The organism is Thermoplasmata archaeon (genome assembly GCA_035622275.1).
Lineage (GTDB): Archaea > Thermoplasmatota > Thermoplasmata > Lutacidiplasmatales > UBA184 > Lutacidiplasma.
In genome coordinates this window covers 1-26,961 of the sequence record DASPVQ010000020.1, presented here as the reverse complement: position 1 = coordinate 26,961, position 26,961 = coordinate 1, and the positions used below count along the sequence as shown (strand labels likewise).

22 protein-coding genes are annotated in these 26,961 nt (G+C 70.2%); 7 read left to right on the top strand and 15 right to left on the bottom strand.

The genetic code is table 11. The features are described from left to right. The first annotated feature begins 14 nt into the window (after positions 1–14). Positions 15–710, top strand: coding sequence for a histidinol phosphate phosphatase domain-containing protein (locus VEL82_05525; GenBank protein HXW67315.1), 696 nt, complete (start codon positions 15–17; stop codon positions 708–710). Between the two features lie 78 nt (positions 711–788). Here the strand turns inward: VEL82_05525 and VEL82_05520 are convergent, their stop codons facing one another. From VEL82_05520 to VEL82_05470, 11 genes are all read right to left on the bottom strand, one after another. Further along, a complete protein-coding gene (locus VEL82_05520) occupies positions 789–2,753 on the bottom strand; it encodes a tetratricopeptide repeat protein (GenBank protein ID HXW67314.1) in 1,965 nt (654 codons plus the stop codon). Positions 2,754–2,882: 129 nt separating this feature from the next. Beyond that, positions 2,883–5,942, bottom strand: coding sequence for a hypothetical protein (locus VEL82_05515; protein HXW67313.1), 3,060 nt, complete (start codon positions 5,940–5,942; stop codon positions 2,883–2,885). Between the two features lie 961 nt (positions 5,943–6,903). Continuing rightward, positions 6,904–7,365, bottom strand: coding sequence for a hypothetical protein (locus VEL82_05510; protein HXW67312.1), 462 nt, complete (start codon positions 7,363–7,365; stop codon positions 6,904–6,906). A gap of 11 nt (positions 7,366–7,376) precedes the next feature. Further along, on the bottom strand, positions 7,377–7,868 hold the full coding sequence (locus VEL82_05505; protein HXW67311.1) for a pyridoxamine 5'-phosphate oxidase family protein: 492 nt from the start codon (positions 7,866–7,868) through the stop codon (positions 7,377–7,379). A 511-nt stretch (positions 7,869–8,379) separates the two neighbouring features. Continuing rightward, positions 8,380–8,979 carry a hypothetical protein gene (locus VEL82_05500; GenBank protein ID HXW67310.1) on the bottom strand — a complete coding sequence of 200 codons (600 nt, stop codon included), beginning with the start codon at positions 8,977–8,979 and terminating at the stop codon, positions 8,380–8,382. A gap of 160 nt (positions 8,980–9,139) precedes the next feature. Continuing rightward, entirely contained in the window at positions 9,140–9,556 is a 417-nt protein-coding gene (locus VEL82_05495; protein ID HXW67309.1) for a VOC family protein, read from the bottom strand. 48 nt (positions 9,557–9,604) lie between these two features. Continuing rightward, complete coding sequence (locus tag VEL82_05490; protein ID HXW67308.1) at positions 9,605–10,558, bottom strand: hypothetical protein; 954 nt, start codon at positions 10,556–10,558, stop codon at positions 9,605–9,607. Between the two features lie 242 nt (positions 10,559–10,800). After that, a complete protein-coding gene (locus tag VEL82_05485) occupies positions 10,801–12,051 on the bottom strand; it encodes a crosslink repair DNA glycosylase YcaQ family protein (GenBank protein ID HXW67307.1) in 1,251 nt (416 codons plus the stop codon). 76 nt (positions 12,052–12,127) lie between these two features. Continuing rightward, the gene (locus VEL82_05480; GenBank protein HXW67306.1) at positions 12,128–12,277 is read right to left on the bottom strand and encodes a hypothetical protein; all 150 of its coding nucleotides are present in this window, start codon (positions 12,275–12,277) and stop codon (positions 12,128–12,130) included. Positions 12,278–12,545: 268 nt separating this feature from the next. After that, positions 12,546–15,881: an AAA family ATPase gene (locus tag VEL82_05475; GenBank protein ID HXW67305.1), complete on the bottom strand. Its 3,336-nt coding sequence runs from the start codon at positions 15,879–15,881 to the stop codon at positions 12,546–12,548. 105 nt (positions 15,882–15,986) lie between these two features. Then, positions 15,987–17,183, bottom strand: a complete 1,197-nt coding sequence (locus tag VEL82_05470) for a serine hydrolase domain-containing protein (protein ID HXW67304.1) — start codon at positions 17,181–17,183, stop codon at positions 15,987–15,989. A 222-nt stretch (positions 17,184–17,405) separates the two neighbouring features. Here VEL82_05470 and VEL82_05465 point away from each other — a divergent pair, with 222 nt between their 5' ends. From VEL82_05465 to VEL82_05450, 4 genes are all read left to right on the top strand, one after another. Beyond that, on the top strand, positions 17,406–17,987 hold the full coding sequence (locus tag VEL82_05465) for a hypothetical protein (GenBank protein ID HXW67303.1): 582 nt from the start codon (positions 17,406–17,408) through the stop codon (positions 17,985–17,987). Between the two features lie 73 nt (positions 17,988–18,060). Beyond that, complete coding sequence (locus VEL82_05460) at positions 18,061–18,669, top strand: DNA-3-methyladenine glycosylase I (GenBank protein ID HXW67302.1); 609 nt, start codon at positions 18,061–18,063, stop codon at positions 18,667–18,669. Positions 18,670–18,734: 65 nt separating this feature from the next. Further along, positions 18,735–20,684 carry an adenylate/guanylate cyclase domain-containing protein gene (locus VEL82_05455; protein HXW67301.1) on the top strand — a complete coding sequence of 650 codons (1,950 nt, stop codon included), beginning with the start codon at positions 18,735–18,737 and terminating at the stop codon, positions 20,682–20,684. An 84-nt stretch (positions 20,685–20,768) separates the two neighbouring features. Further along, positions 20,769–21,317 (top strand): HPP family protein, encoded by a 549-nt coding sequence (locus VEL82_05450; GenBank protein HXW67300.1) that lies wholly within the window; start codon positions 20,769–20,771, stop codon positions 21,315–21,317. A 63-nt stretch (positions 21,318–21,380) separates the two neighbouring features. Here VEL82_05450 and VEL82_05445 read toward each other — a convergent pair whose 3' ends face one another. The 3 genes from VEL82_05445 to VEL82_05435 form a co-directional block, all read right to left on the bottom strand. Then, the gene (locus tag VEL82_05445) at positions 21,381–21,806 is read right to left on the bottom strand and encodes a zinc ribbon domain-containing protein (protein HXW67299.1); all 426 of its coding nucleotides are present in this window, start codon (positions 21,804–21,806) and stop codon (positions 21,381–21,383) included. A gap of 61 nt (positions 21,807–21,867) precedes the next feature. Continuing rightward, positions 21,868–22,602, bottom strand: a complete 735-nt coding sequence (locus VEL82_05440) for a class I SAM-dependent methyltransferase (GenBank protein HXW67298.1) — start codon at positions 22,600–22,602, stop codon at positions 21,868–21,870. A gap of 634 nt (positions 22,603–23,236) precedes the next feature. Continuing rightward, positions 23,237–23,632, bottom strand: a complete 396-nt coding sequence (locus VEL82_05435) for an SRPBCC family protein (GenBank protein HXW67297.1) — start codon at positions 23,630–23,632, stop codon at positions 23,237–23,239. Between the two features lie 86 nt (positions 23,633–23,718). On the opposite strand from VEL82_05435, the gene VEL82_05430 reads away from it, so the two are divergent. Next, positions 23,719–24,102, top strand: coding sequence for a metalloregulator ArsR/SmtB family transcription factor (locus VEL82_05430; GenBank protein ID HXW67296.1), 384 nt, complete (start codon positions 23,719–23,721; stop codon positions 24,100–24,102). 36 nt (positions 24,103–24,138) lie between these two features. Here the strand turns inward: VEL82_05430 and VEL82_05425 are convergent, their stop codons facing one another. Beyond that, a complete protein-coding gene (locus VEL82_05425) occupies positions 24,139–24,342 on the bottom strand; it encodes a hypothetical protein (protein HXW67295.1) in 204 nt (67 codons plus the stop codon). 142 nt (positions 24,343–24,484) lie between these two features. Here VEL82_05425 and VEL82_05420 point away from each other — a divergent pair. Beyond that, a partial coding sequence (locus VEL82_05420) for a PKD domain-containing protein (GenBank protein HXW67294.1) occupies positions 24,485–26,961 on the top strand: 2,477 nt, incomplete at its 3' end.

The window sequence follows — 26,961 nt, the reverse complement described above, 5'->3', positions numbered from 1 at the left end:
GGGCTCGCTCGGCCGTGGACCGAGCGACGTCCCCGCGGAACTCGACCCCGCTCCGGACGGACTTCCACTCCCATTCGTACCTTTCGGACGGCGCCAGCTCCGCGACCGACATGTGGAACGAGGCGGAGGCGCTCGCCCATCGCGCGCTCGCGCTCACCGATCACATCTCGCTCGAAGATCCCCGGTCGCTCCTCGACCGGCTCCACCAGGAGGCCCGTGCCTGGGAGGACCGGGCGTTCGTGCCCGTGGTCGGCGTGGAGCTGACGAAGGTACCGCCCCGGCGCATCGCCGAGGCCGCCCGGGCGGCCCGGGCCAGCGGCGCCGAGATCGTGATCGTTCATGGAGAGTCGATCGCCGAGCACGTGCCGCCGGGGACCAACCGCGCGGCCCTCGAATCCGGCGAGGTCGACGTGCTCGCCCACCCCGGTCTGCTCGAGCCCCGCGACGCCGCTCTCGCGAGGGCCAACGGGGTGGTGCTCGAGATCTCCGCCCGCCGGGGGCACGCGCTGACCAACGGGCACGTCGTGCGCGTGGCCCTAGAGGCCGGTGCTGAGCTCGTGGTGGACTCGGACGCCCACGCGCCGGATCAACTCGTTCCGTGGAACTTCGCCCGACGCATCGCGCTCGGCGCTGGCGTGCCGGAGTCGAAGATCACGAGGGTGCTCTCCGGCACCCCGGCCTCGCTGATGAAGCGGATCCGTCGGTCCTAGCGCGACGGGGTGGAATGCGGGGTCGGGCGTCCTCGCCCGGGCGCGGGCGATAGGACCCCGCGCCGTCCGACCCGGACCTCAGGGGTCGGTGCCGCGGTAGGCCTCAGGGATCTTCGTGAGTTTGAGCAACGCGGCGAACCGAGAGTCCGCGCGCAACGCCTTGAGGCTCGGATCAAGTCGGACTCGTTGGAGCGGCATTCCGTGGCCGATGTCGTACTGCTCGTTCAGCAGCCGAAAGCACTCGTCGAGGTCGCCCAAGTACCCATAGGTGATCGCCCGATCCATGAGAGGGTGGGCCAGCTCGGGCGCGGGCGGAATCTCCGCGATCAGGGCGCGAGCCCGGTCCTTCTGGCCGGTCAGGGCGTACAGCTGGGCCCGCTCGTACGAGGCCCCGACCCGGCCGCCGGGCCGATCGGCGGGACAGGACTCGCCCAGGGCGATCTCCCGGAACGCGCCGTCGACATCGCCCCGAAGGTAGAGCGTCCAGCCCCGGAACATGTGGTATTCGTGGCCGGTCGGGTCGAGGCTCCGGAGCTTCTCCAGGACGGGCTCGACTTCGGCGGTCCTCTCGAGCACCAGCAACAGGAAGGTGTACAGACCGCAGATCTGCCGGGACTGCGGATCCAACGCGTACGCCTCTCGCATCTGGGAGAGGGCGTCGTCGACCCGGCCCTCCTCTTGGAGCAGGAGGGAATACCACAGGCGCGCGGTCGAGTAGCTCGGGTTCAGCCCCAGCGCGACCAGCGCCTCCTGCTCCGCCCCGTCCCACTCCAGGTCGTCGTAGAGGACCAGCCCGAGGGCGCTGTGACCCTCGGCCAGGCCCGGATCCAGTTCGATGGCCCGCTCGGCGAATTGACGCGCCGCGCGGAGGTTCTCCGACTTCGATCGGCGGCCGTAGAAGAGGCCCAAGAGGTGCGTGGCCTCGGATAGCCCGGCGTAGGCTCGGGCGTTGCTGGGGTCGAGCGACACCGCCCGTTCGAACTGCCACTGGGCCTCCTTGAGGTTCGGTTCCGAGAAGGACTCCAGGAACAGGGCGCGGCCCCGGAGATACGCGAGATACGACTCCGACTGCACCGGACGATTGCCCTCCGGGCCCCGGGCGTCGGGGCTCCGGATCCGGACCTTGAGCGCCTTCGCGACCTCCTTCGCCACGTCCGACTGGACCTCGAGAACGTCGGAGAGGTTCCGGTCGTAGGACTCCGCCCAGGTGTGATCCTGCGTGCGCACGTCGATGAGCTGCGCGGTCACCCGGATGCGCCCGTCCGACTTGCGCACGCTGCCTTCCAGCACGGACGCGACGTCGAGCTCGGAGCCGATCTGGGCGACGGTCTTCGTGGTCCCCTTGTACTGGAAGACCGACGTGCGCGCGACGACGCGGACGCTCTGCAGCTGGGCCAGCACGGTGATCAGCTCGTCCGTGAGCCCGTCCGCGAAGTACTCGTCGTGGGGATCGGGGCTGAAGTTCGCGAACGGCAGCACGGCCAGGCGCTGGGAGTCGCCAGGGCTCGCCGGGCCATCGGGAGCGGTCCACGGCATCCGCACCCGATACACCGTGACCGGGAACCGGACGCCCTTGAGGTCCTGGGCGGGAAGCTTTTCCATCGTGACGGGAATCTTGTTGCGGACCTGGGAGAAGACCTCCTCCGAGAGGCAGACTCCGCCGGGCTCGGCCAGCGGTTCGACCCGCGCCGCGAGGTTCACGGCGTCGCCGAAGATGTCGCCGTCCTGCACCTCCACGTCGCCCAGATGGATGCCGATCCGCATCTCGATCGGGGTCTGGCCAGAGCGGGCGTTACGCTCCCGCACCCGGCGCTGGATCTCGATCGCGCACTGCGTCGCCTTGAGCGCGCTACCGAACTCGAGCAGGACGCCGTCGCCGGTGGACTTCACCTTGCGGCCGCCATGCTCCCCCACGACCGGCAGCAATAGGGTCTCCTGCTCGGCGCGCCGGCGCAGCGCTCCCGTCTCGTCCGACTGGGTCGCGGCGGTGTAGCCGACCATGTCGGTGAACATGATGGCGGCGAGACGACGGGTACCCGTCACGCTCGGGAATCGCCGTCGCCTAATTTAACTGCCCGACCCGCCGACGGAAGGTGTCGAGACGTGACCGGGGCCCAACACGGCCCAGGTCCGTCGGCCGCCGAGAGCCGCCCCGGCTGGCACCGATCGTGCTCACCGACGGCGGACCGGGTCGTACGGAGGGTCGGGCGGCGGGGACCCCCGACGCATAAGAACGAGGGCGATGCCGAGGATCACCGCCACGACCATGGCTCCGAGGGCGGTGTACATCCAGTAGTTCGTCGGCGGGCTGCTCGCGGGGGCCGGACCCGCCAGGACGGGTGGCGTCACGGCGGGCGAATTGCCCGAGATCGTGACGCTGCCCGACGCACTGTAGCTGGGATCGGACGCCACGAGCACGGTGTAGGAGTAGGTACCGTTCGGTTCCTCGAACGAGATCGTGGGAAGCGTCGAGCTCCGGCTGAGCGACGCGGCCGGCGCGCGCGCGATCGTGAGGAGGCCCGAGCCGGACAGGATCACCGACCACTCCGACCCCGACGGGACTCCCCCGGGCCGATCGAAAAGGACTTCGTAGGCGTAGACGAAGGCGATCGCGACCGTCGCTCCCGGGCCCGAGACGTTCAGATTGCCCTGAGCGGGCTGCGGGAGCCAGCGGCCGAACGACGCGATCGAGTACGGGTAGTCGCCGGCCGGGACGCTGAAGCCGACCAGGTCGATGGTCGAGGAGTTCAGCGAGCCGTTCAGTGAGACGGACCATTCCGTGCCGACGGGCAGGCCCGACTCGCGGAACGAAGCGGAATACAGGCGCGAGAACGTGATCCTCTCGATCGCCGCTGCGCTGTCCACGACGACGGTTCCGGTCGCGGGCGAGACCTCGTAGCCGGCGATGCTCGTCACGGTGAAGGCGTACGATCCGTCGCCTTCCGCGAACGTGACGCTGGCCGTCGTCGAGAAGTTGGTCTCGATCGAGAGCATCACCGACCACATGGTTCCGGCCTGGAGACCGGTCTCGGTGAAGGTCACGGTGTAGAGAACGATCGACGTCGAGGAGAACGTGATCGATTGGGAAACGGGCGCCCCCTCCACCACGACGTCGCCGCTCGAGGGACTACGGGTGAACCCGGGCACCGAGCTGACGGAGAACGCGTACGATCCGTTGATCAGTTCGAAGTCGACCGTGGACGTGGTGGTCGAGATCGTTTCGACCCCCACCGTGACGTTCCAGGCCGTCCCGCCGGGGAGGTTCGACTCGACGAAGGCCACGCCGTACTCGGCCTCGGAGGCGTTGCGCGTGAACGCGACCATCTGCGACATCGCGGACCCCTCGATGGCGAGAGTCCCACTGGCCGGCGAACGGTCGTAGGCCGAGACGAGTCCCACGACGAAGGGGAACGAGCCGTTCGGCAGGAGGAAACCGATGCTCGAACCGCTCGAGGAGTTCACCAGGAGGAGCGACTCGCTGTTCCCGACGATCCACGGGGTTCCGCTCGGGAGCCCGGTCTCCGTGAACGTCACCGCGTACAGGGCCTGCGGGGTGAAGGGCACGCTCACGGGAACGGGGGATCCGGCGACCGTCACGTGCTGGTACGCCGCGCTCGTGTTGTAGTTGGGGGCGAACGCGCCTCCCAGGTAGTCGTACGTCCCGTTCCCGGCGCTGACGTTGACGGTGGTCTTGGTGGAGAAGCTCGACACGAGGAAGTCCGGCCCGATCGCCTCGACCCCCCAACAGGTCCCCGCGGGAAGACCGGTCTCGGTGAACGAGATCGTGTAGGACGCGAGCGCGGTGAAATCTACCGGGACCGACGCCGGTTCTCCGGAGACCGTCACGTTGCCGTTCGTCGGGCTCAGCAGGTAACCGGTCGCCGGGCCGTACACCGTGAAGGCGTAGATTCCGGCGGGCTCGGAGAACGAGATCGAGTTGGTCGAGGAGACTTCGAAGGTGTCGTTCAGCTCGACCAGCCAGCCAGCGTTCGCGAGGAGCCCGGATTCGGTGAAGGTCACCGGCTCGGTGGTCGCCGGAGCGAACGCGATCGTGACGCGGATCGCCGCGCCGTTCACATCGACCATCCCGTAGGCCGGCGACGCGGAGTACCCCGGGACACCGACGATCCCGTAGGTTATGGTCCCGTTCTCCCAGGCAAAGCCGATCGTGTCCGTCGCGGAGGAGTTGGTCTGGTCGGGAGTCTGAACGCTCCAGACGGTCCCGCTCGGCAGCCCGGTCTCGACGAACGTGACGGGCAGCTCGAGCCCGCAGGCGCCGGAATAAGTCGACAGAACGGCACCCGTCAGCGCGTCGATCTCTGCCTCGAACTCGAGCCCGCCTCCGGGAGCGTTGAAGATCCCGCAGGTGCCTCCCGTCTCGTACTCGATCACCCAGGCGGCGGGCTGCTTGTAGAGCGTGCCGGCGACGAATGCCGGCTCGACCGGGACGAACTCCCACAGCTCGCTCGCTCCCGGGTGGGAGGCGAGGAACGCGCTCCCGCCGACCGAGTTCGCCATCGTCACCGCGGCGGGCGAATCGATGACCGTCGACGAGCCCCACGGCGTGCCGAAGAGGGTGCCGCAGGTGGTGTCGTCGATCTGCAGGTTCGGCGTCCAGTAGATCATCTCGGCCGTGTCGTTGTCCACGATGCCGAACAACGTGGTCGCGGGGACGTTCGAGGAGGTCAGGAAGAACTCGAAGAACGCGGACGTACCCAGTGCGGCGGATGCCGGTGTTCCCCAGATGGTGAGGGCGGAGGGCACGGGCACGATCAGATGGTCGGGACAGAGCCCGAACGTCGTGTTGGTGATCGTGCCCACCAAGTTCAGCGGCTCGTCGATCGCGACGCCGAGGGAGACCAACCAGTCCTCAGGGTCGTAGCTGTTCGCGGCGGAGGTTGCCAGCGAGGCCGCCGCGAGATACGTGACGGCTCGGACCTCGCTTCCGGCACCCTGGGCGGGCGCGGGCGCGAGATGCAGCGCGGCGAGCGGAGGGATCGAGGGTACCGCGCCCCGCCCGTCGGCGCCCGCGGCCGCCGCGTTCGGCGCAGCGGTACCGACCCGAGGGGAGGGGGTGGCCCGCGGGGATGTGTCCGCACGCTCCGAGGAGACCGTCGAGGGGCCCGGCGCCGCGGCCGAACCCATGAGAGGACCCGCGGACGCTGACAGCAGCATCGCGAGCGCTACGGCGACCGCGATCGCGGCGCCGGTGAGGCTCTCCCTACGCTGCATCGGCAGGCCGCTCGGGGACCGCGAGCCAACTATTCAATCTATTCTCGCCCGACGCGCGTGGGCAGCGCGGTCGACCGGAGGCAGCGGCCGCTGCCTCCTCGACCGGTGGGGCAGGGCAGCGGTGCGCTGACTCCGCCGAGCCCGTCGGAGACGCCTTCGCCAGCCCTCACGAGAGGGAATGTCTCGCCCCCGCTCGTCGCGCACCGCTTCAGTGCGGGGGTTCGACCGGGCCGAGTGGTGCCCGCGGGTGCGACCACGGGCCCGGTCTATTGGAACCGATGGTGGTGGGTCGCCCTGCGGTCCACCACGCGGCCGCGCAGGTCACGGGGGTTAAGGCGGTGTTGGCCATCCCGGTCCCCACCAGGAGGGCTAGGGCCGATGAACTGTCCCCGCTGCGGGAACCCGCTCGCGCCGAACGCAACCACCTGCGGCCGCTGCGGGCTCGCACGTCCGATGCCGCCCGGGGCCGCGGGGTCTCCGGCCGACATCATCGCCGAGGCGCAACGTCAGTACAACGCACGCATGGCCCAGCTCACCCCCGCCCAGCGGGCCTACGTGGAAGCCAACATGGGGGCCGCCGGCGTCGGTAATCCGTTCGAACGAGCCACCGGCTCACGCAGTCCCTCGTCGGCGCGGGCGTCGGCCGTCACGTGTCCGAAGTACCAGTATCCGATTCCCCCCGGGGCTAGGTTGTGCTCCGGGTGCGGCGCACCGGCGGGGTAACGCGCGGCGACCTACGAGCTCGCCTCCCGCGGGCGCAACCCGGCTTCACCATCGGCGCCGGCGCTCGGGACCACGATGTCCCGGCGAGAGATCCTCGTGGCCTTCCGCGCAGCAAGGTGGATCGCCGAAACCGGCACCCCCGGGATGGTCCCCCCACCACGCGCGGGGCGCGAGTGAACGAGGCCACGGACCGGATCGTCCCTCGGAGGGTAACCCGCTCGGCCGGCCGGGCGCTGTCCTACAACGAGCCGGTGGGCGACACGTACCAGATGTAGTAAGTGAGCAGTCCCATCGCGAGGACCAGCCACCAGAGTCCGATCACGGTCCTCATCCACAGCTTGTACCGACGGAACCGGAACCGCTCGGGGACGAGATTGGTGCCTGCGACGAGCAGCACGTAGATCCCCAGCGCTTCGGCGGCGGCGCCGATCGCGAGCATGATCGTGGGGAGCAGATAGAACGCCTGGCCGAGCTTCGAGGGTACCCCGGGGAGGACGTAGTCGAGGTACGACGGTACCATCCAGATCAGGACGACCGGCAGATTGACGAGGACCACCGAGCTCTGGAGGTACGCGTGCAAGCGCACGTGGCCGGCCCGGACAAGGAACAGCCCGACGATCAGCGCGACCCCCGCGGCGACCTCGAACAGAAGGACCGCGTCCGAGAAGACCGGCGCTCCGGTGCCGAGCAGGCTCGACACGTCGACCTCGGCTAGAAGTCTGTCGGGGGCGTCAGGTCGAGGACGGTCTTCTTGTCGGACTTGGCACGATACTCTTCCCACAGCCGGCGAATCTCGTCCTCGCCGAATCCCTCGGTATAGGCCGGCGAGACCAGCGGGCTCGCCCGCGCGACCTCGATCACGACCACGGAGCGGACCCGGCGGACGTCGGCGCCCTCGGCCTTGTAGCGCTCGAGGACCTTGAAGTAGAGATCCCCTGCGTGCAGCACCGTCGCCGTTCCCGAGAACCGGTAGCCTTTGCGGACGAACGGGTCCACGACGTTCACCTCGGTTCGCGGGTTCTTCGACAGATTCCGGACGGTGTTCGGAGACTCGATATCGGCGAAGACCAGGTGGCTATCGTCCCAGACCGTCAGCGAGCCCTTCGGCGAAACCATGGGGTAGCCGTCGGGGGAGATCGACGCGACGTAGCCGAGCCGTTCTCGGCGGACCAGCGCCATCATGGGCTCGGTGAGTACCGCCATCGGAGGGTTCCCACGGGCTCCTACCTCATCTTCGTTTCGCCGGTCCTCACGATGAGATCGCCGGCACGCCGGGACCGCGGCGCCTTCCCCGGCGACGTACCGGAGCCGCGCGGCGGTCGTGGGCCCATCCGAGGCCGCGTCGCCCGGTCGTAGCCGACGCGCCCCGGGGCGCTCTTCGACGGGCGTCCCGCCGTGGTCCGGATCGTGTTCCGAACTCCATCGCGAGGGCCTCGGGCGCCGGAATGTCTCCGCCGCGAGCGCGCTCGGGACCGCCAGGCTCGGCACGCTCTGGCGGCCCGAACCGATCGAAGATGGCGGGATGGAATCCGTCGGCGTTCAGGGCTGGAACGTGGCCGCCGAGCGCCGTTCGGCCGCCGTAACGGGAGTTCGACGCCGTGGACGGTGGAAGAGGCCCCCGGTCGCCGAAATCCGGCGCCTCGGCTCGCCGGGACCGAGACGATTCGCGTGCGGTCGATGGCCGTGCCGCGGAGGAGACCGCGCCGGCGCCCGGTCAGCGAGGGCCCGAGTGCGTGCGGGCGTGCCGGGGAGTCTGGGCCGTGAGAGTTCGACCGCCCACCAGCGCGCTCCTCGGAGGCGGCCACTTCCCGCGGAGCACCTTCCGGTCGATCCAGAACGTGGTGGGAGGCTCGATGTCCCGCTGCCAGAGCATCGCTTCCACCTCGCCCAAGTGCAGCAGATGCTCGGTCAGGCACTGCGCCAGCGCGGAATCCCGGCTGAGCCGGATCGGGTACTTCCGGGCGGCGACCCACACGGCCGGCTTCGACAGCTCGGCGGGGGTGTTCCAGTCCTTGAACCGCGAGTCGCCCATGGCCCGGACCTGCTGGAGCCGCCGTCGTACCTCCGGAATGCTCCGAAAGCGGTCCCGGGGGATCTTCATGACTTCCCGCATCCAGGGAGTCGGCCGATTCTCGCAGAACTCCGTCACGTGCTGCTCCTCGACGTAGGCGAGGTGCAGGAAGATGTCCCGGAACGAGAGCATGCTGACGCCTCGGTCCTTGCAGAACTCCTCCCAGCCGAGCTTCGCGGCGCACTCGAAGAAATCCTCGCGAAGCTCGTGGACGAACTGCATCAGGTCGATCGTGCTCACCACGGAGTCCGGACCAATCCGTGGGGGCAGATAAACAGCGTATCGTCCGACCGCCGGTCCTTCAGGCGGCGGACGCTCCGCCCGGTCCGAGCGGGCGTTCCGTCCTCATCGGGAGCGGCTCCGTACGGCTCGAGTGCCGAGTCGGGTTCGGGCCGCGAGTCCTTCACGCCGGCGGCCAGCCGGCCGGCGGCTGACTAAGCGAGAAGAGATTGCCGTCCGGATCGCGGAACGTCGCCGCGATCCCCCACGGGTACTCCTTCGGGACCTGCACGAACTCGACCCCGCGCCCGCGGAGCTCCTCGTAGACCTTCCGGCAGTCGGAGACTCGTAGCACGATGGGCGGCGCCTTCGCCGGCCCCCAGTTCTTCGACCAGGCCCGCTGCTCAGGATCCGTGGCCGAGCCCTCCTGCCAGAGCGCGAGCTCGAGGTCCTGTCCGCGGGGCCCCACCGTCACCCAGCGGTAGCCGGCCGGCGTCGCGACGTCGGTCTTCTTCTCGAAGCCCACCTGGTCGACGTAGAAGGCAAGGGACCGCGCGGCGTCGGTCACGACGAGGGTCACCTGAGATATCCTGCCGTCCATGGTGCGCTCCGGTCCGATCGTCCCGCCGGCACCGGGCGGGCCGCGATATTACCCCTCCGCGACCCGCCGCAGGACCGACATCGCCTTCAGGGTGATCCACTTGCTCGGCGCCCCGGGCCTCTCGATCACGAGGGGCGTCACGCCCTTGCGGTACTGCGCCGCCTTGGGGCCCGAGACGTCCGGATGCGCCCGGTCGATGCACCAGGTGCCGTCGGGCCGCCGCTTGTCCTCGAGCCGCCGGAGCGCGGGCCGTAGCCGCGGGTCGCCGCCGTAGCCGAGCCGCGTGAGCAGGTCGAGCCCGACCAGGATGTCGTAGTAGTAGTGGTTCGGATAGTGGAGCCGGAACCAGGGGGCGTACGGGGCGCCTTCTCGGAACAGGCGCCGCGCGAGGTAGAACTCCGCGCCCCTCGAGACGGCGGCCGTCACTCTCGGGGAACGCTTTGCCTTGGGCAGCGCTGCGAACGCCGCGAGCGGCTCCCATACATCGAGCGTGCCCGGCGTGCCCTGGGAGCAGTTCCATCCGCCGTCGGCCCGCTGATCCTCGATCAGCCAGTCGTAGAGCTTGCGGACGCGGCCGTCGTCGGCGTAGCCGAACCGGGTCAGCATCCGCGCCGTGTTGGCCGAAACGCACGCCTCCTCGTGGAAGAAGTTGTACGGAGAACCGAGTCGGAGCTTGTACTCGAAGATGGTGTTCACGAGACGGCGAATCTGAGGGTGGCGCGCATCCAGGCCCCAATCGGAGAGCACCAGCGCCCTCCAGTTCGTGGAGAGGTACTTGGGATAGTAGAGGAAGTCGATCCATCGCCGCAGGTTCCGCGGCGCCCGGGCCTCCCAGAATCCGTCGGGGCCCTGCTGGCGAAGCTGATCGTGGGCCCAGCCAACGCGGGGGATCCTCCGCCGGGCTCTGCGGACGAGAGGATCCTCCTCCCGCCGACCTTGCAGATCGACGAGCGCTCGGTACTGCACCGCCGGCTGATCGTCCTCGAGAAGCCAGCGGATCACCTTCGCGTCGGAGGACGAGGCTCTCGCCGGACCAAAGTCGGAACGTGCGCGCGAGCGTCCCGTCACATCGGGGCGAGGCCCCCGGCGCGCATTATGCACACCGCCCGTGGGCGTCCGCTCCGCTCGCGTGCGCGCAGCGAGGCTCAGCCGCGGGGCATCGCGGGAACGCGCGATGCGGGCGGCACTACGCGTGGGCCAGCGCGCCGGCAGGAACGGTGCTGCCGGCGGCCGACGTTGTTGGGTCAACGCAATGCGCGACGCCACGCGCCGGGCACGCGGGAGCCGATCTCGGTGTCGGCGGCACCGAGAAAGTGCGCCAACCGTCGAATGGCCTCCGCCGCCGGTCCGCCCGCGTCGGGATCGTCCGCCGCCCCCGGCTCGGCATGGACGGAGCGGATGATCAGGCGCCGGTGCTCCCGGTCCATCTTGGGGTCGAGCCGACCGATGAAGCGGTCGCCGTGCAGGATCGGCAGTACGTACGCCCCGAACTTTCGCTTCTCGGGCGGAAGGAAGTTCTCGTGCACGTAGTCGAAGCCGAACAGCCGGTGGCACCACGTCCGGCAGGTCGTCAGGTTGTCGAACGGCGAGAGCAACGATGTTCGCGGCATGAACCCGTCGTCGGCGATCGTCTCGAGGACGGCGAGATCCTCGGCGTGGAGGTATCGCGGCTCCCGACCCTCGAGATCCGTGACGATCCCGCGCACCAGCACGCCGTCGTCGAGCAGCCGCTGGATCGTGGAGCGGAGGTCGACGTAGCGGCCCCGGGGAAAGTAGAAGTTGATGTCCGATCGGGTCATCCAGGGCAGCGAGCGGACCGCCCGCTGCACGGCGCGGTACTCGGCTTCCTTCGGGGTCAGCTCCCGGCGATCCGCAGACGCCGGAAGTTGAGTCCGCGTCAAGCCCCACAGGTTCTCTCGGCCCTCGTGGCCGACGATCATCACTTCGCCGCCCAGCCACAGGTGGAACAGCATGATCGAAACGTCGCTCTCGGAACTCCAGCCCCGACCGGAGCGCCGCGTGGCCGCATGGTCTGGAAACCGGGCGGTCGTCCGGGGGCCCTTGGCGAGCTCGCGCAGCACCGCCCGGCGAAGAGCGCGGTGCCGGGGGATCCACCGGCGGGCTTCCGCCCTCCAGTTGCCCCAGGACTTGGAGAGCGACTCGGGGTAGCGCCGCATGATCGAGCGGTGGATGGGATAGTCCTCGATCGGCAGGATCGAGGCCGAGTGGCCCCACCCTTGGAAGAGGTGCTTGTCCCGCCACAGCAGGTGCTCGAGGTCCGAGGCCCGGAATTCGCCGATGCGGTTCCACAGCGTGATCTCGTGCGCCGGGGCGACGACGTTGACCGGATCCCACTGGATGTAGGCAAGATCGCGCACCACCGCACGGATGGCCCCCCTGTCCGGCCGGCGGGGCAGGGGACCGGCGAGGTGCTGCTTCGAGAGGGCAAGCCGCCGGGCCTCGCGCGAGGTCACGGCGATCGGGGCTGGGCTCACGTTCCCTCGTCGGACATCCGCCGGAATGGCGGCCCGCCGCACGGCCACGCGACGCGGGCGGAGCGGCAGGCTCCGCTCATCGCCGCCGCGCCCCGCCGTTGCGCCCGGCGAGCCGCCAGATCTTCCCTCCCGAGCCCGGGGTCCGAACGAGACCGATCTCCGCCTCGAGACGGCGGGTCCAGCTCGGGCAGGGCGCGCGGTACGGAAGACCTAGGTCGGAACGCATCGACCTCCACAAGGAACCGCTCGGCCGCTGTCGAAGGTAGGAGCGGACGGCGTCGCGAAATTCGGCGTAGCGCATCTCCGTCCGCCTGCCGGGTGCGGTACCAGGCCCTTGGCCTTAACCCGGCGCCGGAGGTCCCGGAACGGTTCGTCCGCTCCGGCCCTCGGGGCGCCGTGACCGAGGCTCGAGCGCGACCCGGAGGGTCCCGCCTTGGCTCGGAACGTCGGGCCGAATGCCGGCCGGCCCACCGTCGCGGCCGATGAGGCAGCGGCTAGAGCAGGTCTCGAACCTCGGGGCTCGTCAAGAACGCTCGCCTCGATTCGGCCTCTGGGATCGACTCGGCGAGCTCCCGAACGATCGAGCCGGCGGCGAGACGCGCCTCCTGGGCCGCGGGCGCATCGTGCGCCGCAGCGAGCGCCGTAGCGCGCAGCGCGAAGGCGCGCCACGCCCGCGACCGGGCCTGTCGAGCGGAGAGGTCTCGGGCGAGCCGCTCGGCGAGCGCCGCCGCGTCGTGCGCGCGCCCGAGGCCGAGCAGCGCGCGGATCTCAACCTCGCGCGCGGACATCAGGTCCCGGATCTCCTCCTCCGCCTCGGCCCTCGATGCCACCTGGCGGGCAACCCCCAACGCCGTTTCGGTGTCGCCCCGGGCGAGCGCGACCTCGGCGCGGACCGCATCCGACGCGAAGTTGGCCAGCGGGGCCATCTCCTGCTCGAGCGCCTCCCAGTCCGACGGATCGAGACGGCCCTCGCGAAGACGCGCGCGGGCGATGTACTCCAGTGACCAGCGCGCCATCCAGGCCCGGCGCAGCCGCTTCGCACGCTCGAGCTGATCCCGGAACGTTTGCTCGGCGCGCCCGAAGTCCCGGAGCTCGAAGAAGTACATGCCGAGCCCGAGCAGCTGCATCGCCTGTCCGAAGGGATGTTCGGCGTCCGCCACCTCCTGGCGCAGGGACTCGCGGGCTTCGGCGAAGCGACCGAGCTCGATCAGCGCGAAGGCCCGGAGCGTCGGGTACTGCACGGGCGGAACGCCGATCTCCTCCGCGAGGCGGATGCCCGCGTCGCACGCCTCGATCGCCTTGGCGAACTCGGCCCATTCCAGGTAGGCCCACATCATCGAGAAGTAGAGCAGGTTCAGCCGTCCGAAGTCCCGGCGGTCGCGCAGCTGTCGGACCAAGCGCGTCGCCCGGGCCTCGGCCTCGAGCCGATCGCCTTGTCCCCAGAGCGCGAGCTCGCTCGCCAGCGTCAGATCCGGATCGCCGAGGCGCCGGCTGACCTCCAGCGCGGTGCGCAGGTTTTCCTGAACCTTGGGGCGGTACTCGGGGAAGAAGTCGGCCATCCACCGCGACTTCAGCAGCGCTTCGACCTTGGCGGGCTCGTTGCCGAGCTCGTCCGCGAGCGTCTGCGCGCGCTCGCTGTTGAGCCTCCAGGCGGCTAGGAGCTCGGGGGTCGTGGCGTCGAGCGCGACGATGTACGACGCCTCGGACACCAGCAACAGCGCCCGCAGCTCGAGGGCCCGGTCCCCGCGCTGGCGCGCGAGCTCGAGCAGGCGCGTGCTGTCGGCGAGCCCGGGGGGGCCGCGGAACGTGTCGAGGTACAGCCGCGCGCGGCGTCCGAGCGCGTCGGCCTCCCCGTCGGCTCGATGGGTCCGCTCCGCGATCTCGAGGGCGATCGTGTACTGGCGCTCCGCCGGCCCGCTCGCAAAGACCGAGCGGGCGAGGTCTCCGGCCGCGAGCGCGAAGGGGATGGCCCGCTCCTCCTGCGCGGCCTCGAGGAAGTGCCCCGCGAGCTCCGCGCTGCGGGGGGCCCGCTCGGCCGCCGGCAGGCGCTCGAGCGCTTCCGCGGCGGCCAGATGGAGGGCGCGACGTCGACGCGGCGAGAGCTCCCCGTACAGGGCCTGCTGCGTCAGGGCGTGGTCGAACGCATACAAATCCGGTCGCCGTTCCTCGAGCAGGCCGGTCGCCTGGGCCTCTTCCAGGCTGCGCTCGACCTCCGCCTCCGGGCGTCCGCTCAGCCCGACCAGGGCCGAGAAGGAGAACGTCTGCCCGAGCACCGCCGCCTCCCGAAGGATCTGCGGCGCGGGTTCGCTGAGCCGCTCCATGCGCTGACCGATGACCGAGCGAACGCTATCGGGGACCTCGAGCCGGCGGAGCGGGCGTTCCACCCACACGCCGTCCCGGCGGTACAGGTCGCCGCGTTCCACCAGGAATCGCAGCAGCTGCTGCGTGAAGAACGGGTTCCCGTCGGCATGCTGGTGCAGGAGTTCCACGAGCTCCGGCGAGGCGTCCGATTCGCCCAGGGTCAGCGCGACCAGGCGCGCCGTGCCGGTCGGTTCGAGGCGCCGCACCGTGATGCGCTCGACCAGGTCCTCGCGCGTGAGGTCACGCAGCGCGGCATCGAGCGGGTGATGGCGACCCACCTCGACGTCGCGGAAGGTGGCGACGAGCAGGATCCGGCTCGCGCGCGTGTGGCGCGCGATGTGCTGGAGCAATTCGAGCGTGGCGGAGTCCGCCCAGTGGAGGTCGTCGATCAGGATCGCGACCGGTGTCTCCGCCGCGACCGCCTCGAGGAATGCCGTCACCTCGCGGAACAACAACTGCTGCTCCTCCGGGGTGCTGGACAGAGGAGGAGCGACCTCGGCCTTGAGCTCGGGCAGGAGACGGCTGAGGTGGCGCCAGCGCTCCAGGACGAGGGCACGGACGGAGGGCGGGGCGAGGCGATAGGCGCTCGTGAGCGCGTCAAGGAACGGGTAGAACGGCACGGGTTGGTGGGTCTGGTAGCAACGTCCGGTGGCGACCAGGAATCGCCGGTTGCGGATCGTGAGCATGATCTCCTGGGCAAGGCGGGTCTTGCCGACGCCGGGCTCGCCCGCGAGGAGCACGAAGCGCCCGGCGCCGCCGATCGCGGAGTCCGCCGCGACGAGCGCCCGGCCCAGCTCCGGCTCCCGGGCCACCAGTTCCGTGGCCGGCAGCGCCCCCAGGAAGCCCCCGATCGGCGGCGGTGGCTCGGGCGGAACATGGCCCGCCTCGAGGCGACCCGTCTCGGCGGCCGGGCCGAGGGGGCGGACCTCGTCCAGGACCTTGAAGACCCGAACCGGGTCCCGGAAGCCCTTGAGCTGCGCCAGCCCTCGCTCGACGTAACCGATCCCGTCGATCTTCGACGCGACGTGGACGACCGCTTCGCTGGCGAGCACCTCGCTCGGTCCGGCCAGCTTGCACAGGCGGGCGGCGAGGTTCAGCGCGGCGCCGACGTAGTTTCCACCGGCCGGCACGGCCTCGCCGGTGTCGAGACCGATTCCCACGAGGAGCGGGACGTCCGGATCGCGTGCCGTCGCGTCCGCGACCCGGCGCTGGAAGTCGAGCGCCGACCGGAGCGCGTCGCGGGCGGAGGCGAAGACGGCCACGGCTTCGTCGCCGGCCAGCCCGATGATCTCGCCGCGGTGCGGCCCGACGGCCTCGCGGGCCGCCGCCCCGAACCGGTCGACCATGCGAACCCCGGCGGCATCGCCCTGCTCGACGATGAAGCGGGTGTAGCCGCGGATGTCCGCGAATAGGAAAGTTCGGATGCCGGGCCCCGGGTCGCTCTTCGACCGTTCGTCACCGCTCGTCAAGGGCCGCGCGAGCGACGCGCTCGGGAGGTATGTACTTACCCACGCCCTGGCGGGCGCGTGGCTGCGGAGGGGTCCGCGACCGGCGCCGGGCGGTCGCCGGCGCGTTCAGTCTTCCTCGATCGAAGCCTCGACCGCGTCCGCGAACAGGTCGTTGCGCCAGTCGCGCGCCCAGTTCGCCGTCGTGATGTCGGCGTCGGTCGCGAAGATCGGGGTTGAGGAGAGGAAGGCCACGACGAGCTCCCGCGCGGGATCCGCCCAGAGGTGCGTTCCACCATTGCCGATGTGGCCGAACGTTGTCGGCGAGCACAGCGCGCCGTTCCATCCGGGACCGGCGGCCTCGATACCCCATCCGAGGCCCCAAGACGATTCCGGGAAGTGCTGGTCGAAGAACACCGCGGGGATCCCACGGGTCTGGTTTCGCACCATCGCGCGGACCGCCGCCGAGGAGAGGACCCGCTCGTCGCGGTACTCCCCTCCGTCGAGGAACATCTGGGCGAAGATCGCCAGGTCCCGCGCACTCGAGAGCGCCCCCCAGCTCCCGGCCCAGTAGCGCTCGGTCTCCCGGGCGACGTCGGACGCGTCGGGCACGTAATCTGCGGGCAGCTGGAACCCCACCCGTCGCGTCGGCGGGATGTCGACCAGACAGTACGAAGAGTCGCGCATGCCGAGGGGGCGGAAGATCCGCTCGGTCGCGAACCGGTCGAGTGGCATTCCCGAGACGCGGCGCACGATCTCCGCCGCGAGGGTGAAGTTGAACCCGCAGTAGGCCATCTCGACCCCCGGCGGCGTCGCCAGCGGTGCCGCGAGACCGCTGTTCAGGGCGGCCCACCAGACCGGGTGCGCATTGTCCGGCACGGGCGGCTGCTGAATTTCGCGGGAATGCTCGCGCGCGAACGTCTGCACCGTCGGGTCCCGCAGGCCCGAGGTGTGGGTGAGCAGATCCCGCACCCGGACGCCATGCTTTCCCTCGCCCGCGAACTCGGGAATGTAGGAGTCCACGGGTCGGTTCAGCCCGACGCGCCCGTCGTCCACGAGCGTCATCAGCGCCGTGGCCGTGAGGGGCTTGGTCACCGACATCAGCTCGAAGACGGCGTCGAGGGGCGTCGGGTCCCCTCCGGCCGCCACCGGCATCCTCCCGAACGCCTCGTGCCACACGATGATCCCTCGGCGGGCGACGAGCACGACCAGCGGACGCCCCTGCGCTCCGTCGACCCAGCGCCGAACGACGGCGGCGAGCCGCCGCAGACGGGCGGAGGACATCCCCGCCTCTTCGGGCTGCCCCGATCGCAGGGTCGGGACCATGAGAGGGCCAGCCGCCTCGCCGATAAAACCGAGTCAATCCGGGCCGTGGGCGGGTCGAGGAGGCCGGAGGGGCACACCTCGCCAAGCTTATGCGGATTCGTCCCCCCCTCGCGCGGCGCCGTCGCGATGCCGGCCCGACGGCCCGCGCGAGAGGAACCCAGTGATGCACGGACCTCGCATGATCCGAACCCTCCCGGTCGATCCGGCGCGGCGGGAGGTCAGATGAGCGGCCTCTCCACCGCGGACACCTCCGCGATCGTGTTCCTCGCCTTGATCGTGCTCATCATGGCGCGCCGCACCTACCTGCTCAGCCAGGGCGCCCCCTACAGCACCGGCCGAGTCTTCGGCTACGGTGGCTTCTCGATGGTCCTCTTCGGGTATCTCGCCGCGTCGACCCTGTACGTCGCCTGGACCGTGTGGGGGGACGTCGCCTTCGCCCTGATCGCGCCCTACGCCGGCGTGGTCGTCGGCGCCGCCCTGTTCGCGGCGCCCCACGTTCGTCGCCGAGTGACCTTCGAGTCCCGCGGCGACGGTCGGATCTACTATCGGCTGCCCCTCCTGCTGCCCTTGCTCTCGCTCGTCCTGTTCGTTGCGCGCGTCGCCGCCGAGATCGCGATGTTCGGGCTCGCCTCCCTGGCGAGCTTCGCGGTCCCGACCTCGGTGTCGGTGACCCAGCTCTCGGTGCTGATCGCCTTCGATCTGCTCTACGGCTCGAGCATCGGCCTGTTGATCGGGCGGGGCCTTGGCGTCCGCAGTGCCTTCCGGGCGCGCGGGAAGCCCGAGGATCAGCCGCTCGCCTCCTGAAGCGCGGGGGCCCTCGTCCTCGCATCGGGGCCGGGGACGGCGGCGTTATCGCACGCCCGGCCTGCCTCGACGCGTGCCCAAGGACGGCCGGCCTCGCTGCGCGTGGGCTTCGCTCGCCGATCCGGTCATGCGCCGCTACCACGACACCGAATGGGGAACGCCCGTCCACGATGACCGGCGGCACTTCGAGTTCCTCCTGCTCGAAGGGGCCCAGGCCGGACTGAGCTGGTCGACGATCCTGCACCGCCGTCCCGGGTACGACCGGGCGTTCGACGGTTTCGATCCGGCGAAGATCGCCCGCTACTCGCCGGCGCGGCGGCGCGCCCTCGCGCGGGACCCCGGCATCATCCGGAACAAAAGGAAGATCGAGTCGGCGGTATCGAACGCCCGGGCCTTCCTCGCGGTCCAGCGAGAGTTCGGCACCTTCGACGACTACTGCTGGAGGTTCGTGGGCGGACGCCCCCGCCACAATCGATGGGCGAACTACCGCCAGGTGCCCGCGACCTCGGCGGAATCCGACCGGTTCAGCGCCGACCTGCGGGCGCGGGGTTTCAGCTTCGTGGGCTCGACGATCGTCTACGCCCACATGCAGGCCGTCGGGATGGTCAACGACCACACGGTCGATTGCTTCCGCCACCGCCAGCTTCGAGCGTCCGCGCGCAAGACCGCCTCTCGCCGGTAGCGGCCACGGCCCGGGTCGCGTGGGGGCCGTTGCAATCCTTAACCTCCCATGCCCGTTGGCGGCGCGTGCCCGGCACCCGTCGCCTGGCGGCCATCGTCTTCACCGACCTGGTGGGCTCGACCGAGCTGGCTCAGGCCGACGAGCGGGGGGCGCTCGAGCTGATCCAGCAACAAGAGAAGCTCGCCCGCCCGCTCGTCGCCGAGCACCACGGTCGGATCGTGAAGTCGACGGGCGACGGCCTCCTCCTGGAGTTCCCGAGCGCGCTCGATGCGGTGGAGTGCGCGGTCGCCTTCCAGTTGCGACTGCGGGAGCGCGCCGGGCGCGGTGGGCGCGCCTTCCCCCCGGTTCGCGTCGGGGTTCACCTCGGGGACGTGCAGCGCCGCGGCGGCGACATCTTCGGCGACGCCGTGAACGTCGCTGCGCGCGTCGAGTCCGCGGCCGAGCCCGGCGGCGTGTGCATCTCGGAGTCCGTGTTCCGTCAGGTCAAGAACAAGGTCCGCTTCCGGATCGAGCCGCTCGGCGTCCGCGCTCTCAAGGGCGTGGTCGAGCCGGTCGAGCTGTTCCGAGTGGTCCCTCCCGGGGACGAGCACGCGCCGGCGGCCGCCGCCCCCTCGCCTCCGCGCCTCGCGGTGTTGCCGCTCGCGAACATCAGCCCGGATCCGAAGGACGAGTACTTCGCCGATGGCCTCACGGAAGAGCTGATCTCGGTCCTCTCCAAGATCCGGGGGCTGCGGGTCATCGCGCGCACGTCGGTCACGCCCTACAAGTCGACCTCGAAGTCGGTCGTCCAGATCGGCTCGGAGCTGGGCGTCACCTCGATCCTCGAAGGGAGCGTTCGCAAGGCGAACGACCGCCTGCGGATCTCGCTCCAACTGATCGACGTCGGGACCCAGGAGCACGTCTGGTCCGAGAGCTACGATCGGCAGCTCGCCGACATCTTCGCCATCCAGACGGAGGTGGCCGAGAGTACGGCGAAGGCGATCCGCGTCGAGCTGTCGGAGCCGGCGCGTGAGTTCATCCGGCGGGCACCGACGAAGGATCTGCAGGCCTACGAGCTGTACCTGCGGGCGATCCAGCAACCGGCGGGGTACGCTCCGGAGGGGTTCCGCCAAGCGATCGCGTGGCTCGAGGAGGCGATCGCACGAGACCCCGCGTTCGCGCTCGCCCAGGCCTACCTCGGCTACCTCTACGTACAGGGCGCGGGCGACTACCTTCCGCATCGCGAGGGGTTCCGCAGGGCGCGCCCCTTCGTGACGCGAGCCCTCGAGCTCGACCCGAACCTCTCGGAGGCGCATGCCGCGCTGGCCGAGCTCGTCATGCAGCAGGACCACGAGTGGCCACGCGCGGAGGAGGAGTTCCGTCGAGCCCTCGCGCTCAACCCCAGCAACGCCCTCGCCCGGCTGAGCTACTCGACCCTGCTCCGCGTGCTCGGCCGCGACTCGGAGGCCGAGGTCGAGCTCCACGCGGCGATCGAGATCAATCCGAGCTGGCAGGCCCCACGACGCCTCCTCGTGGACCTCGCGCTCCTGCGCGGCGATCTCGAGGGGGCCCGCGATCGCTTGGCCAAGTGGCTGACCCCCGACCCCGATCCGAGTTGGACCCACCTCAGCTTCGGCGTCGCCTACAGCGTCCTCAACGACCCAGAAGCCGCCCGGCGGGAACTCGTGGCAGCGGGGCCCCCCCGGAGCGTGGTCCAGCGCCTCGCTCGCGCGATGATCCTGGTCCCCCTCGGCGAGCCCGAGGAGGCCCGTCAGCTGCTCAAGGAACTGACCGAAGCTCGACCCGAGGAGCTCCTCGGATCCGACTTCTCGGCCGCACTGCACGCGCTGCTGGGCGAGAAGGAGGCGGCACTCGACATCCTCGAACGCTCGGCTCGCGAGGGGACGAGCGGTCTGTGGCTGCGCGCCGGCCTCCCCGCGTACGACTCGCTACGCGAGGAGCCGCGATTCCGCGCGGCCCTCCGCGCGGCGCACCTTCCCGAGGACGCGGGCGGCGCCCGCGCCCGGTCCCAGTAACGATCGCGCTCCGCCGTGACGACGGTGCGAGCGTCGATCGGCGGACGGGCCGTCCCATAAGAGTCCGGGTGCGCTCACCTTCCCGTGACCGGCGGGAGCTCGCTCGCGCAGATGCCGGCGCCCGCCCCGGACCGGCCCGCCGCCCTGGGCACGGGCCCACAGCGCGCGGGCCGAGACCCGGTGGCCCTGAGCACCGCGGCTTGCTACGCCCTGTTCCTCGTTCTCTTCCTGGCGATCGTCGCCGTGATCTGGGGGAGCGGGACCCTGTTGATCGCGCCGCCGTACGCCGTGACGGCCTACCTCGTGGTCTTCGATCGAAAAAGCCGCTACGCGGCACCGAGCAGCATCCTCGCGTCGTACCTGGTCGTCATCGGGAGCTCGGAGCTGTTCGAGTTCTTCCTCGGCATCTCCCTCCTCGCGCTCGTCCTCAACGTCGTCCTGGTCTCCCTGTTCATCGCCTTCACGCGCTTCTCCCATCCTCCGGCGCTGGCGCTCACGATCTTCTCCTACATCGTCCACGACTCCCCGGTCTTCGTCCTGAGTTCCCTTGTGGTGCTCGCGATGGTCACCGTGGCGGACACCCTGATCGAGCGGACCTGGCCGACCCGCTCCACCTCGCCCGGATCGACGTGACAGACACGGCGGTGATGACCCGGAGCCAGCGGCGCGCGTGGCGCAGAGCTCGCGGCCCTTCGCCTAGCTCGAGTTGGTCGGCCGGGTCCGAAGCGCGTGGACCAGGGCGGCGCCCGCGACGACGGCACCCGCGAGCAGCAGTCCCAGACCGGGGAATAGGAACAGGAACGCGACGGGCGCGGCGCTGCAGCCGGAGCACGAGCCACCCGACAGCGACAGCGCACCGGTCAACAACGAGTCGAGCGCGAGCAGGAACGCTCCCAGCGTCGCGAGACCGACACCGAGGACGACAAGGACCCATCGCGCGTCGCGATAGGGCGGCGGATCCCCGGGATCTACCTGGAAGCGCAGCCCACTGTACCGGCCCAGGAACCAGGGATCGGCTTCGCGCGCGGTCGGCTCGGCGGCGACCGGCCGGCCGCAGGCGCCGCAGAACCGGCTGGTCGGCGGGTTCGGCCGCCCGCAGTACGGACAGGTCCGCGCGTCCACGGGCGACTAGGAGGCGCCGACCCGCCTCTTGTAGCCATAGGGCCGGTCCGGAGGCGCGGTCCTACGGATCCGGGCGCTTAGCGAACCGGACCTCGAGGCCGATGCCCTCGACGCGAACGGCACAGCTACCGAAGGGACTGCGCTCGGCCAACCGGACGAACTCCTCGGACGTGTAGGCGCGCCGCCGCAGCGAGAAGAGGGCCCGGCGGGTGAAGTAGGCGCGAACCGGCCCGAGGCCCATCCCCCGGACCTCGGCGTGGATCCCGGCGTCCGGGGCGTCGCGGCGCATATCCTCGACGATCGCGACGCCCCCGGGGCGCAGCACGCGGTGCATCTCGTTGATCGCGGCTTGGGGCCGACCGAAGTTCTTGAAGGCGGCCTGGCAGACGATCCGGTCGAACGAGGCGGCCCCGAACGGCATCCGGGAGGCGTCGCCCTGGCGGACCGCGACCGGCACACCCGCCTCGCGCGCGTGGGCGTTCGCGATCTGGACAAAGGTCCGACTGATCTCGAGCGCGGTGACGCGTGCCCGACCGGTGCGGGCGAGCTCGACCGCGAAGTAGCCCGGGCCCGGAGCGACCTCGAGGAGGTCGGTTCCGGCCGGTAGGTCGGCCACGAGCTCTTTCGCCTGCTGCCTCCATGCGGCGATCTGGCTGGGCGTGCCGCGGGTGCGGGCGTACCAGCGGGCGATCGAGCCTTCCATCGCGACGCCGCGATAGGCCCTGCCTTCCGGATCCGATTCCTCGGGTCCCATCAGCGACGGGTCGATCGAAACGGCGGCCGTTTCCCCCGACATCGCATTCCCTACGGCTCGCGACGGCCCGGCGCGCCGATAAGTCGAGCGCACCCACGGTGAGGCGCGCCCGTGAGTCCCTGCCGGCCGCCCTCGCCCCGGTCCGCGTGGCCCCTGGGTAGGAGCGAGCCGTCAGGGCAGGACGGGCCCCGGCGGTTACGGTCGACCTGGGGTCCAATTCCGGGGGCTCGACCGTACGGTGGTATGCGAGCGGGGTCGTGCTCGAAGGGGCCATCGGTCTTGTTATACCCGGAGACCTTTCCCCCCGCATGCAGGGATCGAACACGGGCACGATCCAGTGCAACACCTGTGGGACCCAATTCCCGGCCTCCGACACGGAGGAGATGGCCAACCACCAGGGCCACGACACCATTCACATCGATCCTGGCGGCTGAGCCGCCGCAGCGCGCTCCGGGCCGGTCGAATCGCGCGACAGTGTCCGCCCCCGGGCGCGGCGCGACCCTGAGCCCCCGCGTGGGCGCGAGAGTCCTCCCCGACTTCGCGAGCAGGCCGTCCCACCGGCCCCGAGGGCCGAACGTCCTCAGGAACTCCCCGCGTCGGCGTCCGCGAGCCGGGGAGGTCTTCGGCCGTTCCGGCCAGCGTCCGCGTCGGTGAGCCGCACCCGGACCCCGACGCCCTACGACCGAGCGCCGAAGTGTCGGCGCAGCGGATCCCAGTAGTAGCGCGTCCACTCCGCTCGCGTGACGCCGCTCTCGATGCCGTCCGGGATACCGCGTTGATCGAAGATCAGCCTCGTTCCCTTGCCGCGCGGTCGGAACACAAAGCTGACCAAGGAGAAGGCCCCCTTCGGCCAATCCGAGCCGCGCCAGGCCTGGACGATTCGCTTACCGGGCACCAGGTCGAGGTTGAAGCCCGAGATGTAGCCTCCGGCCGAGAATTTCCCTCCTACGACGGGGTCGATGCGCGCCGGAGCGCCGGTGAACCTCGCATGCGCGCGGCTATCCATCATCGTTCGGTAGGCCAGCCGGGGGGTCGCCTTCAGGTCGATCTCATCGTGGACGCTTCTGCACATGGCTCTCCCGTTCCGCCGTGGCTCGGCGGTCGACCGGAGGCCGTCGCAATACTTAACTGTTTAGTTTAATATAGCGTTCGAGACCGATGCGGGGCCGAGGACGTTCGAGGTCGGAGGCCGATCGAGCCCTCGCGCTCGACCGACTGTTCGGCGCGCTCGCGGATCCGACCCGACGCAGCCTGTTGGCTCGGCTCGCCCTCGGACCGGCCCGGGTGACCGACCTCGCCCGACCCTACCGGATGAGCCTGCCGGCCGTCTCCAAGCACCTGCGGATCCTGGAGGACGCCGGCCTGGTGGCCCGCAAAGTGGACGGTCGCGTCCACCGTCTGAGGCTCACGGGCGGCCCGCTCGAGGCGGTCGAAGTGTGGCTGGACCCCTTCCGTTCCTACTGGGCGAGCACGCTGGGCGCCCTGCAGCAGCGCCTGGGCGGACCGCCGGCTCCGCGCCCCGCACGACGACGCGTTCGCTAGCCGAGTCGTACGGGGGACTGCGCCCCGCCCCGGAGTTCAGTCGCGTCCCTGTAACGGATGCCAGCCGCGCGCCGGCGGCGGGGAGCCCTCTCGGACGGCCGCCGATGCCGGCGGCCCGGTTCGGGCCGAGGCGAGCAGGCGTCGGATGACGTCATCGTAGCTCTCGCCCATCCGTCCGAGCGCCCGAAGCCGGTCGCGGACTTCCACGTCGACCTGGATGGTCGTGGTCTGCGCTGCCATGCGTATCCTATAGTATCCATGGATATTATTATTGCCACAGAATTGTTTCTGGCTATTAATACGACCACCGACCTGGGTTCGGGCGATCGGTCGATCCGGTCCCAAGGTGGAAACAATGCACGGAACCTCGAATCGGCGCGGCGTGACGACCGGCGTGGGTGCGCTCCTGTTGGTCGTCGTCGTCGTGCTCGCCGGCGGCCTCACGGCCGTGGGTCTGAACAGCGTGAGCGGCTCGGGCACCTCCTCGCGCTCGAGCACCTCCACGAACTGCATCCCGCCGACGAGCGCCGCGTGCCGCGCCTCGTCCGACGTGCACGATGTGTCGCTCCTCGTGCCCGTGCAGACCAGTTTCATCCAATCGCCCGTACCCTTCACCGCGAACCTCCCGACGGGGGAGGTCGCTTCGAGCTTCACGTTCAACTTCGGTGACGGCTCGGCGCCGGTCACGGTGGCCGGGTCCGCCAACTCCGCCACCGACGACTACGCGTACGCGTCGCCCGGCACCTACCTGGTGACCGTTACGGCGAACGTCAACGGCGCCACCCACGACAACCTCCACGACATCGGCTTCCTCGTCGTACAGACGAGCTACTCGGTGTCCGCCGCCGAGGCGATCCCGGCGGTCTCCGCTTCGATCACCTCCAACGGGACGAGCTCGAGCTCCCCGACCGGCGTGGTCGCCACGGGCGCCACCGTCAGCTTCGCGGGTAGCTACACCGCCGTGCCCGTGAACCCTCTGTACTCAGAGACGGCTCCCTCCCTCAAGGTCCTGAGCGGTCCGGCCGGGGGTGCGACCTTCACGGCGAGCGCCGCGGGCCCAAGCTCGGCCACCGCCTCGATCCAGTTCACCATCGCCGGGACGTACACGGTCGGGTTCGTCGCGAACGCGACGGGAACTCCCGGTCCGGCGAGCCAGAACACGATCTTCACAATCGTTGTGGGCAGCGGCGGAGCGGCCAAGGTCCCGCCCGTCTCGGTCGCGCCGTCCGCGCTCGACGGGACGATCATCTCCTACACCGACACCGGTGGCTCGGGCGCCGAGACCCTCGACCCGGCGATCGACTACGAGACGATCGGCGAGGAGCCCACCCAGAACGTCTACCAGAACCTGGTGATGTACAACCAGTCGTCGGTCACGAACTTCATCCCGATCGGCGCCGCCTGCGTGCCGGGCAGCGCCCAGTGCTCCTCGCTGTTCGGCCAGTCCCTCGTCAGCGGTGAGAACGTCACGTTCGTGATCAGCGGCGCGTCGAATTTCTACGATCCGAACACGCACGCGACCTGGGGCGTCTATCCCTCGGACTGGGTCTTCTCGTTCGCCCGCCTCGCCTCGTTCGCCGTACTGCCCTCGTGGGGCGGTAACAACGGGTGGGTCGAGTCGCAGGCGTTCCTGCCGCTCGGCAACGCCTCGTGGGACACGGCCGCCTCGCCGACCGGGGCCGCGCTGCACTACCCGGGCAACAACACCCCGTACCAGATCTTCACCCACCTCTTGGTGAACGACTCGGCGTTCTGTCCGGCGAAGGCCTACGCGAACGGCTACCACGGCTGCTTCACGATCGTCGCCGACGGGCTGGGGCAGACCTGGTCGCTCTCCGCCCTCTACCAGCTGCTCTCGTTCCCCTGGGCGGTCGCGACCCCCGCGGCCTGGATCAGCCAGCAGGGCTCGCCGCTCCCCGGCTGGACCGATTCCGGGATCACCGGCGCCGGCGACTACCCGATCGGGCTCCCCGGAGACCTCGATACCACGAACGCCTCCTCGCAGAACCCGGCCGTCTGGGCCTGGGTCAACGCCTCGGAAGCGACCCCGACGATGTGGGACACGATGCAGATCGACGGCTCGGGAATCTTCGGGTTCCCCGCGGGCAGCGTGACGGCCAAGAACGTCATGGCCGGCAGCGGCCCGTACTACCTCGCGTACTTTGACAACGCGGTCGAGTACATCCTGGAGGCGAACCCCGGCTACCACCCCAACCCGAACTGCCTCGGGTCGAGCTCGTGCCAGCCGGCGGTCGGCAAGTACGTGCCCAAGGTCATCCAGAACTGGGAGAACGGCTACACCCCCGGCGAGGCCGCGCTCGAGTCGGGGACGGCCGACGTCGCGACGATCGCGTCGACCCAGAGCAGCCTGTTGCTGCAGCTCCTGTCGCAGGGCAAGGTGAAGTTCACCCAGTTCCCGTCGCTCTCGGTCTATTTCTACCCGTTCGACTGGAACTACAACCTGGCCGCCGCGCAGGCGCTGACGCCGACGACGATCACCGCGCCGACGGACTTCTTCAGCTCCGAGGCGATGCGGATGCTGTTCACCACGGCCTACCCGTACCAGTCGGTCTACAACGCGATCCTGGACGTCGATGGGATCACGACGGGCGTCAACTACGGCGGCGCGATCGCGCCGGGCTTCGAGTACTTCCCGACCAACGTCAGCTGGCCGGACACCAACCCCAGCGCGACCCCGACCCCCGATGTGCCGGGCACCGCGTGGTGGTGGTGGGCGCAGGTCTCGACCCCCGGGAGCCCGTACTACGACGCGGAGATCGCCAGCGACTGCACGACCAGCCACCCGTGCACGATCCCGCTGTTCGGCGAGACCGGCTTCCCGCAGGGCGACATCCAGAA